Source organism: Adlercreutzia sp. ZJ138 (assembly GCF_011038935.1).
Lineage (GTDB): Bacteria > Actinomycetota > Coriobacteriia > Coriobacteriales > Eggerthellaceae > ZJ141.
Genome location: NZ_JAAKEA010000006.1, coordinates 56,393 through 68,466 on the forward strand (window position 1 = coordinate 56,393; position 12,074 = coordinate 68,466).

The 12,074-nt window shown below is 57.9% G+C and carries 10 protein-coding genes and 1 pseudogene; 6 read left to right on the forward strand and 5 right to left on the reverse strand.

The window, feature by feature from the left end; translation table 11 throughout:
- The first annotated feature begins 6 nt into the window (after positions 1–6).
- On the forward strand, positions 7–1,716 hold the full coding sequence (gene murJ, locus G7Y43_RS04120; protein ID WP_165044377.1) for a murein biosynthesis integral membrane protein MurJ: 1,710 nt from the start codon (positions 7–9) through the stop codon (positions 1,714–1,716).
- Positions 1,717–1,880: 164 nt separating this feature from the next.
- Here murJ and G7Y43_RS04125 read toward each other — a convergent pair whose 3' ends face one another.
- On the reverse strand, positions 1,881–3,362 hold the full coding sequence (locus tag G7Y43_RS04125; RefSeq protein WP_165044379.1) for a DUF1846 domain-containing protein: 1,482 nt from the start codon (positions 3,360–3,362) through the stop codon (positions 1,881–1,883).
- A gap of 362 nt (positions 3,363–3,724) precedes the next feature.
- On the opposite strand from G7Y43_RS04125, the gene G7Y43_RS04130 reads away from it, so the two are divergent.
- From G7Y43_RS04130 to G7Y43_RS04140, 3 genes are all read left to right on the forward strand, one after another.
- A complete protein-coding gene (locus G7Y43_RS04130) occupies positions 3,725–4,123 on the forward strand; it encodes a metal-sensing transcriptional repressor (protein WP_165044381.1) in 399 nt (132 codons plus the stop codon).
- 19 nt (positions 4,124–4,142) lie between these two features.
- Positions 4,143–6,980: a heavy metal translocating P-type ATPase gene (locus tag G7Y43_RS04135; protein WP_165044458.1), complete on the forward strand. Its 2,838-nt coding sequence runs from the start codon at positions 4,143–4,145 to the stop codon at positions 6,978–6,980.
- A 402-nt stretch (positions 6,981–7,382) separates the two neighbouring features.
- Positions 7,383–8,252, forward strand: a complete 870-nt coding sequence (locus G7Y43_RS04140; RefSeq protein WP_165044383.1) for a DUF6273 domain-containing protein — start codon at positions 7,383–7,385, stop codon at positions 8,250–8,252.
- 266 nt (positions 8,253–8,518) lie between these two features.
- On the opposite strand, the gene G7Y43_RS04145 is transcribed toward G7Y43_RS04140, so the two are convergent.
- Both G7Y43_RS04145 and G7Y43_RS04150 read right to left on the reverse strand, forming a co-directional pair.
- A complete protein-coding gene (locus G7Y43_RS04145; protein WP_165044385.1) occupies positions 8,519–8,950 on the reverse strand; it encodes a hypothetical protein in 432 nt (143 codons plus the stop codon).
- The gene (locus G7Y43_RS04150; RefSeq protein ID WP_165044387.1) at positions 8,943–9,575 is read right to left on the reverse strand and encodes a DUF3990 domain-containing protein; all 633 of its coding nucleotides are present in this window, start codon (positions 9,573–9,575) and stop codon (positions 8,943–8,945) included. The genes G7Y43_RS04145 and G7Y43_RS04150 overlap by 8 nt, the downstream gene beginning before the upstream one ends.
- Before the next feature lie 165 nt (positions 9,576–9,740).
- On the opposite strand from G7Y43_RS04150, the pseudogene G7Y43_RS04155 reads away from it, so the two are divergent.
- Positions 9,741–10,160: pseudogene (locus G7Y43_RS04155) on the forward strand (CTP synthase); the annotation flags it as partial.
- A gap of 167 nt (positions 10,161–10,327) precedes the next feature.
- Positions 10,328–11,236 carry a site-specific tyrosine recombinase XerD gene (xerD, locus tag G7Y43_RS04160; protein WP_165044460.1) on the forward strand — a complete coding sequence of 303 codons (909 nt, stop codon included), beginning with the start codon at positions 10,328–10,330 and terminating at the stop codon, positions 11,234–11,236.
- 41 nt (positions 11,237–11,277) lie between these two features.
- On the opposite strand, the gene G7Y43_RS04165 is transcribed toward xerD, so the two are convergent.
- Together G7Y43_RS04165 and G7Y43_RS04170 are read right to left on the reverse strand one after the other, a co-directional pair.
- Positions 11,278–11,712, reverse strand: coding sequence for a DUF2442 domain-containing protein (locus G7Y43_RS04165; RefSeq protein WP_241158150.1), 435 nt, complete (start codon positions 11,710–11,712; stop codon positions 11,278–11,280).
- A 9-nt stretch (positions 11,713–11,721) separates the two neighbouring features.
- The gene (locus tag G7Y43_RS04170) at positions 11,722–12,024 is read right to left on the reverse strand and encodes a DUF4160 domain-containing protein (protein WP_165044389.1); all 303 of its coding nucleotides are present in this window, start codon (positions 12,022–12,024) and stop codon (positions 11,722–11,724) included.
- Positions 12,025–12,074 lie beyond the last annotated feature (50 nt).

Here is a 12,074-nt window from a genome sequence, read left to right on the forward strand (position 1 = left end):
CCAGTCATGACGCGCTTGTCTGCCAAACCGTCCGCGCCCAACGCCCGTAGTGCATCGAGCGCGGAGGTGGTCAAGCCCGCCGACGATGTTGCTGCAGTAGGGTCGTCAGCGGCGCTTATCAGCGTGTGCGTGCTCGTGTCGCGCATTACGGGTTTTCTGCGCACGTGGGCTATGGCTTTCGCCTTAGGCGCCACGCTGTTGTCGAGCTCGTATCAGGTGGCCAACACGCTGCCGAACATGCTCTACGAGATGGTTGTGGGGGGCATGTTGGTTACGGCGTTTCTGCCGGTGTACATGTCGGTCAAGAAGCGCTTGGGCAACGATGCGGGCAATGACTACGCATCGAACCTGCTCACCATCGTGGTGGTGCTGCTCGGCGCAGCGTCGCTTCTGTGTATGGTGTTTCCGGGTGTGGTCATCTACACGCAGAGCTTTCTGTCTGACCAGGCCGAAATGGCGCAGTCGGTGTTCTTTTTCCAGTTCTTCGCCATTCAAATTGTGTTCTATGGCATCAGTGCCATTCTGTCGGGGCTGCTCAACGCCAATCGCGATTACTTGTGGTCCTCTATTGCCCCCGTGGCGAATAACCTTATCGTTATTGTAACCTTCGTAGCGTATGCGGTTGTGGCACCGCGCGCGCCCGAAGTGGCGCTCTACATTATTGCTATCGGCAACCCGGCGGGTGTTATCGTGCAGGCGCTCATGCAATGGCCCGCGCTCAAGCGCAACGGCATTCGTTTGCGTCCGCGCATCAATCTGCATGATCCGGCGTTGCGTGAAACGGTGAGTATCGGTGTGCCGGCTGTGTTTGTGATGCTTTGTTCGTTTGTGGTGGTGTCGGTGCAGAATGCGGCATCGTACGCATTCACCGATAGCGGGCCGTCCATTATTGCGTATTCTCGCTTGTGGTTTACGCTGCCGTACGCATTTTTGGCGGTGCCTATTACCACCACGATGTTCACCGAGCTTTCGGATATGCAGGCGGAAGGCAACATCGAAGGCGTGAAGCGCGGTATTGTGAGTGGGACGAACCAAATTCTGTTCTTCATGATTCCATTTGCCTTGTATCTGGCGGTATTCTCGCTGCCGCTTGTTACGCTGTACCACGTGGGGGCGTTTTCGCTCGACAGCGTGTCGACCATCGCGAGCTTCCTTGCGGCGTTTGCTGTGGCGCTGCCGTTTTACGCTGTGTTCACCTACATGCAGAAGGTGTGTAGCAGCTTGCGTATTATGCACCTGTTTGCTGCCTTCAACGTGTTGGCAGGTGCGGCGCAGATCGTGGTGACGCTTATTGCTGCTTCTCGGCCTGATGTGTTTCCCATCGAAACGATCGCCCTTGCTGAAGGACTCTTCTACTTCATCGGCGAGGCGTGTGTGTTTGTGTACCTGCGCCGACGCTTTGGCGGGCTGGGCATGCGCTCGACCGCACGCGCCACGTGCCAGGCTCTGCTATTCGGCGGGTTGGGTGCGGCGGCCGCAGCTGGGGTGCTCTATGCGCTGCAGTTGGTGTTTGGGCCGCTGTCGGGTTCGATCTCGCAGGCGTTTCTCTACATTGTCGTAGGGGGTCTGGTAGCGCTTGTGGTCACGTTCGGACCTGCTATGAAGCTAGGCGTGCCCGAGGCGGCGTTCGTGTCGAACATCGCGGGTAAGGTCGCTGGGCGTTTCGCACACAAAGCGCATCGCGGTCGTCATGCGCGAGGAAATGACCGCCGATAGTGTCCCATGTACGCGGGAATAACCGTTGCCAATGATTCATGTGCGCAAAAACAACCGCCACTCAGGAAGCACTGATATGAGGTTCCTGAGTGGCAGGGATTGAGTTTTTCTGTTTCGGCAGCGCTTCTCTGACGCGTTCGGTTGTCTGGCTGTTGCTATTTGTGCTACTTGTGGTAGAGGCGGCGCTGCTCGTATTTTGGCTCGCAGCACACGTTAATGCCCAGCGTGCGGTACAGGTGCTCGTCGGCCGATGAGATGATCACGCTGAAGAACGCGTCGCAACCGCGCAGCTTGTCGGCGTGCTTGATGCATTCTTCGGCTAGAGGGTTCGTCACTGAACTGAGCGACAGCGCGATAAGCGTCTCATCGGAATGCAAGCGCGGGTTGCCAGCGTGCAGGTGCTCGGTTTTCAAATGGGAAATGGGCTCGATGGCTGAATCCGACAGCACGTGTAGGTCGTCGTTTAAGCCGGCGACTTCCTTCAACGCATTCAGCAACAGCGACGATGCTGCGCCCATCAAATTCGACGTTTTGCCGGTGATCACCGACCCGTCGGGCAGTACCATGGCACCCGCGGGGGACCCCGTGGCTTCTTCTTTCAGTAAAGCGGCGCTTCGTGCGGGCGAGAAGTTCGAGTTCACGCCCGCTTGGTTCATGAGTAGCTCGAGTTTTTGCACGTTCTCCTGGCCAACACCGGTGCGCTTTACATCCACTGCTGCTTTGAAGTAGCGGCGCACAATCTCCATTTTCGACGCCTCGCGACACGCCTCGTCATCGACAATGCCGAAGCCCGCCATGTTCACGCCCATGTCGGTGGGCGATTGGTAGGGGCTTTCTCCGACGATCTTGTCCATCATGGCTTTGAGCACCGGGAACACCTCGATGTCGCGGTTGTAATTCACGGTGGTTTCGCCATAGGCTTCGGCATGGAACGGGTCGATGGCGTTCGCGTCGTCAAGGTCGACTGTTGCTGCCTCGTACGCGATGTTCACCGGATGTGACAGCGGCAGATTCCAGATGGGGAACGTTTCGTACTTCGCATAGCCCGCGCGCACGCCGCGCTTGTATTCGTGGAAAAGCTGGCTTAAGCAGGTAGCCATTTTGCCTGATCCAGGGCCAGGAGCGGTTACCACCACGAGCGGGCGCACGGTTTCCACGAAGTCGTTTTTGCCGAAGCCCTCGTCCGATACGATGTGATCGATGTCGTAAGGGTAGCCGGCAATAGGGTAGTGCAGGTGGCTTTTCACGCCCAACGCATCGAGTCGCTTACGGAACGCATCGGCGTCGGGCTGGCCAGCGTAGCGGGTGATGACCACGTTGCTAACAAGAAAGCCCATGCTACGCAGGTTGTCCATGAGCCGCAGCACGTCCTCGTCGTAGGTGATACCTAAATCACCCCGCACCTTGCTTTTCTCAATGTCGTTGGCGTTGATAGCGATAATGATCTCCACGTCGGCTGACATGCTTTGCAACATGCGGATTTTCACATCAGGCTCAAAACCGGGTAGCACGCGGCTGGCATGGTAATCGTCGAAGATCTTGCCGCCGAATTCCAGGTACAGCTTGCCGCCGAATTGCGCTACACGCTCGCGAATGTGCTCGGCCTGCATGGTGATGTACTTGTCGTTGTCGAACCCGATTCTCATACGCGTCCCTGCCTTCTATGTCGCTTGCGTTGTGTGCTCGCATCTGCGCTCCGTTTTTCTGGGGCATTGTACGGTGTGTGCGGTAACACCACAGTGCCACCAACGTGCCGTAGTGTTGCTGCCTGTTGCCGCGCCCCTGCGTTTGTATCGAGCGAATTATAACGCAAGCCGCCGCGCTGGTTGTTGCCGGTTGGTTTCCAAGGTTGCGGAGGTTGCAAAGACGAAACGCTCAGGAAGAGCTCAGGAGCGAATAAGTGAATCAGCGTTGATGTGGGAAACGTGTTGTGTGTTGCATCATACACCCATGGGGTATATGCTTACTGCGAAATAGATACCCCAAGGGGGTTTAAGAAAGGATGAGCATGAGCGAGATTTGGGAAACGAAAGAGAAGGCGGCTGAAGCCGCGCCTTGTGAGAACACCGCGCAACAAGCAGGCGCTGCGCAGCAAACTGCCGGTGAGGCGCAGCAGTGCGGTTGCCATCACAAGGCGACCCCGCGCAGCGACGAGTTCAAAGCCGACTTGCAGCGGCGGCTGAATCGGGCTATCGGGCAGCTGGGTGGCGTGAAGAATATGCTGGACGACAACCGCTACTGCGGCGATGTGCTCGTGCAGCTGGCTGCAGCGGAAAGCGCGGTGCGCAGCGTGTCGATGATGCTGTTGCAAGATCATATGGAAACCTGTGTTGTCGAGCAGATTCGGCTAGGAAATGACGAGGTGGTTACCGAAGCTATGCAGCTCGTCAAGCGTTTTGCCCGGTAAGGAGGCCGACATGGGATCTGTGAGACAAACGTTTGACGTGACGGGCATGACGTGCGCGGCGTGCTCGGCTCGCGTTGAGAAGACGGCAAACGCCGTTGCGGGCGTTGACAGTGCGGTAGTGAATTTGTTGAAGAACTCGATGGAGGTTGACTACGACGGCTCGCCGGACACCGTTGCCGCCTTGTGCGCTGCCATAGAGAAGGCGGGCTACGGTGCAGCTCCGCGTGCGAATACGAACACCGCCGATGTCAGCGCGGGCATAGGTGCGGGATTGGCTGTGTCTGCGCCCCAGCCCACGAACGCTGCTGCAGCCGAGGCGAAGAAGGTGCGTACACGCCTTGTCGTGTCCCTTGTGTTCTGCATACCGCTCTTCTACTTGTCAATGGGCCACATGTTTGGCTGGCCGCTGCCAAGTGCTTTTATGGGCGAGCGCAACGTGTTTGCCTTCGCATTCACCCAGTTTTTATTGTTGTTGCCCATTCTGTTCGTGAACTTCAAATTCTTCCGTGTGGGTACGACTGCGCTCATTCACGGTGCACCGAACATGGACACACTCGTGGCGCTGGGGTCGGCCGCCTCAACTGTGTACGGTGTCTGTGGGTTGTACGGCATCGGGGCAGCATTGGGGGTAGGGGATAGTGCAGCTGCCCGTCAGGTTGCCATGACTATGCTGTACTTCGATTCGGCGGGTACGATACTTACGCTCATTACGCTGGGCAAGTTCTTTGAGGCCCGCGCGAAGGGCAAGACCACCGACGCCATAACCAAGCTCATGGATCTGTCGCCGAAAACCGCCACACGCTTGGTGAACGGCGTGGAAGAGCAGGTGTCGGCGGCAAGTGTTCGTGTGGGTGACGTGCTGGTAGTCCGAGCAGGAGAAAGTGTGCCGGTCGACGGCGTGGTACTTGATGGAGCGGGTGTGGTCGACGAGTCGGTAATCACGGGCGAGAGCGTGCCGGTGGAAAAGGCCGCAGGTGCGCCGGTGACGGGTGCAACGGTGAACCGTTCGGGGTGGTTTACCATGCGTGCTGAGCGCGTGGGGGCAGACACCACGCTGGCGGGTATTATCCGGCTGGTTGACGAGGCCACCAGCTCGAAAGCTCCCATTGAGAAAACAGCCGACAAGATAGCTGGTGTGTTCGTGCCGGCAGTTATCGGCATCGCACTTATTACGTTTGCCGTGTGGATGCTGCTGGGGTCGGGGCTGTCTGTTGCGCTTAATCACGCTATTACGGTGTTGGTTATATCGTGTCCGTGTGCGCTGGGTCTGGCAACGCCAACAGCTATTATGGTAGGCACCGGCCGCGGTGCGTCGTGTGGCATTCTGGTGAAATCGGCCGAGGCGCTTGAGGTGGCGCATGGTGTGCGTACGGTGGTGTTGGACAAGACGGGCACCATAACACAGGGAGCGCCCCAGGTGACCGACGTGTTCGCACAGGAAATATCCGTAGCGGCGCAGGGCGTGCAGGATGCGCAGTGCGCTCAGGGCGAAGACGAGGCTACAGCTGCAAAAGCTGGGCAATCGCAGGGGACGCTACTTTCGCTGGCGCTGTCGCTTGAGGCGAAGTCGGAACATCCGCTTGGCCAGGCGATAGTAGCCTACGCGCAAGCCTGTGGAGCTGTCGCGCAGCCCGCCGACGGATTCGAGCAGGTGCCGGGCCGGGGTGTTCGGGCCACGGTAGGCGGTCGTATGTGCCTGGCCGGCAATGCGTGCATGATGGAGGAAGCCGGTGTTACTGTGTCGGCGTGTGAAGGCGCGGCCGAGGCGTTGGCTGACGACGGCAAGACGGTGTTGTACTTCGCGAGCGATGGTGTGCTTGCAGGTGTGATCGCCGTGGCCGATGTGGTGAAGCCGACGAGCGCTGCGGCCATAGCCGAGCTGCGCCGTATGGGTGTATCCACCGTCATGCTTACGGGCGACAATGAGCGAACGGCGGCGGCGATCCAGCGTGCAGTGGGAGCAGATAGGGTGATCGCTGGCGTGATGCCACACGACAAGGAGCGAGTGGTTCGCGAGCTGTCGCAAGCAGGCACGGTCGCCATGGTTGGTGATGGCATCAACGACGCGCCCGCCCTTGCACGTGCCGATGTAGGTATTGCCATTGGTGCTGGCACCGATATCGCTATCGAGAGTGCCGACATTGTGCTCATGCATAGCGATCTTGCTGATGTTCCGGCCGCAATTTCGCTGTCGCGCGCGACGCTGCGCAACATCAAGCAGAACCTGTTCTGGGCGCTTATCTACAACGCTATTTGCATACCGGTTGCCGCGGGCGCGCTTGCATGGGCGGGTATCAACTTGAACCCCATGATCGCGGCTGCTGCCATGAGTATGAGCTCGGTGTGCGTGGTTAGCAATGCCCTGCGATTGCGAGCGTGGAAGCCCCAGCGTGTGACTGCGACATCCGCGTCGGCACCCGCGCAAGTGCCCGCAACGCAGACGTCCGTAACGCAAGTGCCCGCAGCACGGACGTCCGAGACGCACCCCGCGAGCGAAGCGAGCTGCGAGGCTCAGGCGCAGCTTGCAACCGATCAATGCAAGGACCAGCAAAGGGAACAGGAGAGCTCACCGCGCATTTCGGCGGGAACGCTTTCTGCGGACGCTTCGCTTGATGCGTCCGATACTGTCATCGAGAAGAAGGAGACAACTATGGAAAAGACACTTAAGGTTGAAGGCATGATGTGCATGCACTGTGTGGGCCACGTGAAGAAGGCGCTCGAGGGCATTGAGGGTGTACAGGAGGCCGTGGTCGACCTCGATGCTGGCACGGCAAAGGCGCTGCTCTCATCCGACGTAGCTGATGATGCGCTTATCGCCGCCGTGGTTGATGCCGGCTACGAAGCCACAATGGCATAGTTGCCGTTAGCTGTTTGCTGCGAGCTTGCTTCTCGACTGTTCCGTCGAGTGACGCCTGCCGTCACCGCTGCCGTTGTTGCTTGCGGTGACGGCTTTTTCGTTTCGCGGCGCTATGAGGAAGCTCAGAGCAAGACAGCTTTGATCAGTGTTTCCTGAACAGAAGGTATGTCTCCTTGTTATTTTTGGTATAGGATACGTACTTTAAGGAAACGCTGATCAATTCCGCCAGCCCCGCGCAGACGGGACGGCGCCTGACGGTCTCAGACCTCGTTTGCGCACGTCAGTGCGCGCTCTCGGTCTTCGACCGCCAGCCATCCGCCCCGCCCGCGCGGGACAAGACGGCTTTAATCAGCGTTTCCTTGATAAGCATCAAAGCAAGCGTCTGATTCAGGGAGGTTCTCGATGGGGTTTGTGTGCGATATTTGCGGCGGCAACAACGTGATGAAGGTCGACGGCGCATTTACCTGTCTTGGGTGCGGGGTGCGGTATTCGGCTGAAGAAGTTCGCAAGATTGTTTTAGGAAGGGATGCGTCGGCAACTTCGACGCCGACATCTTCTCCGAGTGTTGCCGCAGTTGGCAATGTGTCCGAAAATGCGGCGACCGCCACACCTTCCCGCATTGGTCAGACGGTGCAATTCGGCCGATTCGTGCAAGATGCGTCTGATGACACCGTTGCCGGTCAGGTTGCAGCCAGCCGCACAGCAAGCATCGCCGCTGCAAAAGAGGAATCCGCGTCGTTTGAACCCGAACCGATCGAATGGACGATCGTGGCCGAGGGCGCCGATCGTGAGCTGCTGCTTGCCTCACACGCCCTTGCCGCACGGGCGTACAATCTCGACAACGATGTCGTCACGTGGGAGACATGCGGCGTGCGTGCGTGGCTGAACGGGAAGTTCCTTGATAGTGCGTTTACCGATGACGAGCAGGCGCTCATGATGTGCGCCGACGTGGAAAACCCCGACAACGCAGGTTATGGTACAAGTGGTGGCGCACACACATCTGATAAGGTATTTGTGCTGTCGGTCGACGAGGCGAAACGGCTGCTTGTAACCGACGATGCTCGCCTGTGTCGTCCTACGCGTCATGCGAAAGCAACTGGTGCATGGGAAAACGAGATGGGCTATACCCGCTGGTGGCTGCGCTCTCCGGGCTTCATGCAGAACATGGCAGCGTATGTCGACACCAACGGTGAAGTGCAATACCAAGGCATCTTCGTGGACAACGCGGGCTGCACGGTGCGTCCCGCAATCTGGCTGCGCAAGCGCAGCTAGGGCGGCGGATCTCGCGTGGGGCAGCTTCTAGCGATTACTCCAGGGACGTTTCGTCTCCTTGTGTAGTAATCTCTCGCGGTTGACTATCGGCTCCAATGGCTTGTGACCACACCCCTCTTCAATAGGTGTGAGCTGCGCTTCTTCGAAAGATGACACGTTCTCTTCTACATGAGTTAAACTAGCAAAGCTGGAGAGGTGCGAATGATATTCTGTGATAAAGAGAACAGAGGTACAGGACTATTTGCATGACCCAGATGAACCATAATCTAGCAAGGGTGTTCTCGCAGTAAAGAAAGCTCCTTCAAGTTTTCGATGGCCATCTCGGCATCGAGCGTGTGCATACCGAGATAGGCTCCCCCCATGGTCTCGGCATCGGCCGTGGCGTAGATGTCGCGGCTCGTTTCCCCGGTGAGGTAATGCCAAAACCGATAGAGGTAACCGCTCCAGTACATAGGCTCGCTTCCCCATATAGAGCCTGCGAAAGACAGCCCACCGACCTCGTCATTGAGCTCTTCGAGAAGGTACTCCTCGCCAGCCCACTGAAGGAAGTCGAAGGTTTCGTCCATACGGCGTGCAACATTGCTGTTCATGAAGGCGGCAATAAAAGCTGGGCAGTCATAGCCCTGCTCGCGGGCACGCTCGAAGAGCCGACCCTGTATGTCACACAGTTGCCGCTGATCGAGGCGAAGGTCAGCCAAGGGGAACACCGCCATTCAGAATCTCGTCGAAGAACAGACCATCTCTGCGATGCGCACGGCATATGCGCTCGGCCAAAGCCACTCCCTCGGCTCGGTTCGCTTCGCTCGCGGCGATGAGTTCCGTGCGCTCGGTCTCGTCGATGGTTCTCTCGTCAATAATGTGGATGGCATCGCAAGCCGCTTGGGTGAGGGCGACGACTTGGTTTCCCAACTGCAGGGCAGAGAGGCATTGCACGAGGGCGACGTCGGTGATTTCTCCGTTGAAGAAACGGTCGAGAACGACAAACATTCGATCATTGGCTATGGGGCCGATGGCGGCATCTGCTCCTGCGAGAGCGCTTGCTGCCTTCTCGTAGATTTCCGTGCCGCGCGCCTGCTCCATTTTGCCGCGGTAGTAGGCGACAACGAGTGCCCAGAGGGAATCCGCTTCGAACTCGCGAACATCGAGGTTGTCGAGGTCGAGTTCCACCGTGTAGAGGCGCGCCTCGGGATAGTTGCAGATAAGGGTGAGCGGCTGCTGGGGATTTGTGCCCAGATAGAATCCTTTGCCGAAGTCGCACCGGTCGCGGCTGATAGGCGCAATGGAGCCTTCGAGGCCGTGGCGCGAGCCGTGGTACAAAATCACGAAGACCTCCTAACACCTAAGAACGAATGATGCAGGTAAAGTATAGAGGATTCTCGAACAGTTTACTCGCTCGAATCTGGCCTAAGCTCCGTGTTGCGAAATCGTCGCCGAAAGCATCGCTTCCGAAAAGGAAAAAGCAGCGGAGACGCTCGCCCTTGCAATAAAATGACAAAAGCTGACAATATGTTACTTATAGGTAACATTTTTGAGCGATCCGTTGGTGTACTCCATCCCATGATATGCCGTGGCGGCACCGTGCAGGTGATCCCGCACGTGACGAACGCCATTGTTGAGCGAATCGAGCGCATCGGCGTGCAAACGGGGGCCGATATCGTCATCCATGAGATCGGCGGCACCATCGGCGACATCGAGATCCAGCCGTTTATCGAAGCGTCTCGCCAATTCAAGGCGCGCCGCGGTCCGGGTGAGGTGTGCTTCGTGCATGTGACCTTGGTTCCTTATATCGCTGCAGCTCACGAGGTGAAAACAAAGCCCACCCAGCACTCTGTGAAGGAACTTCGCAGTTTAGGCGTGCAGCCCGATTTCATCGTGTGTCGCAGCGATCATGACATAGATGAGCACGTGCACGCGACGTCCTGTTAGCCTCGGCCTTCGTTACGCCTGATGTGACCTTAACAGCTTTGAACAGCGCGTGGTACCATGGGTGCATGGCAAACGAGAAGAACAAGGGAAGCGTCGGTGCGCGTCGGCGGTGCGATGCGCAGCTTCGTGACGAGGCTGCGCACGACGCTATGCACTTTCAGGTTGACGAGTACCTGGCGCATCTGTCCGTTGAGCGCGGGTGTTCGCCGAATACCATTGATGCATACCGACGCGATCTTTTCGACTATGCCACATTTCTTGCGGGTGGGGGCGTGATGGATGCCGCTCGTGCCACGCGCGAAAACCTCATTGACTACGAGGCGTCACTTATAACGCGCGGGTATGCTGCTGCAAGCGTGAAACGGCGAATAGCGGCACTCAAAGGTTTTCACAAGTTTTTGGTTCGCGAAGGAAACACATCAACTGATCCCGCAAGCGGTATGGCTCTGCCGAAAACACCCGAGAAGTTGCCCGACGTGCTATCCATCGACCAAGTATGCCGTATGCTTGATGCTCAGCCCACCGATTCGTCAGCCGCACTGCGTAACCGTGCGCTGCTCGAGGTGCTGTATGGATGCGGCCTGCGCGTGAGCGAGTGTGTGGGTCTCGATCTGGGTGACGTATTTCTACAAGAGGGCTTTCTGCGCGTTATGGGCAAGGGCGGCAAGGAGCGCATTGCGCCTATCGCCGGCGCCGCGTTGCGCGCGCTGACCGCGTACCTCAGCGACGGCCGTCCTGTGCTCGCTCGATCTGCTGCGGTACCGGTGGCTGCCGTGTTCTTGAACGCACGAGGGGGGCGCTTGTCGCGGCAGTCGGTGCACGCAATCGTCGCGCGTGCAGGTAGAGAAATTGGCGTGGCGAATCTGCATCCCCACACGCTGCGTCACTCGTTCGCCACGCATTTGCTCGAAGGTGGCGCCGATTTGCGTGCCATCCAAGAGATCCTCGGGCATGCCGACATCTCAACTACGCAAATCTACACTCACGTAAACCGTGCACACATGCGCGACGAATACCTAGCAGCCCACCCCCGCGCCAAGCTGTTCGAGTATGAGTAATAACCTGAATTCCTGTCACGTCATAACTTGGCGGGAATTCCCTAGGCGAGGGTGGGGTTGCCGTATTCTCGCTCCATGGCTTCGCGTGTGACGATCCATTGCTTCCCGTATTTCCACACGTCAACTCCAGGGACTATCTTGCCGTACGAGACAGCCTTCCTCAGCGTTGATTCGCTGAGCTCCCAAAGCTCGCTGGCGTCGGCAAAGGACATTAGGCCGTCGAAGGGTGTCTGCACTTCCGTCCCGTTGTTCCACAACTCATCGCAGGAGAGGTCGATGTCGTCGTTCCAGACGATACCGTATCCTCCTACGTCAACTTCCACGCTGTTGAACAGATGCTCGTCCGCAAGAGGTGCGAAAGCGTCGAGACGATCCAGGAGGGGAGCGATGTCATATAGCTTCGTTGTTCCGTTCGTAAACTGCACCGAGAGCTTCAAACCGGGAAGCGCTGCTACGTTCTTGACCTTGTGGAACATGATTATCTCCTAGTCTAGGGGATCGAGCTTCTTGAACTCCTGGGTTTCCCACATCGTCAGAAGGTCTTCCCGATTACGTGATATCCACTCCCTCACCATGCTTGCTGCCCTGTCGGGAAATCCGTCATCGATGAGCGCGCCCGTTCTGATGTCGAATGCGGCGGCGTCCTCGCCGTGGATTGTATGGATTCCGTCCCTTGTTTCCGGGGCGTTTTCCCATGCACACGCTTTCTTAACAAACGCTTCGACGCTCGTCGGTTGGCGGTTTTCGGGCGTTTTCTCACATGATGGGGCACCCGTCTCACCGTCCACAACATATGGTGTCATTTCGCTTCGGCGGGGTTCGCCGCGTGGCATCGTAA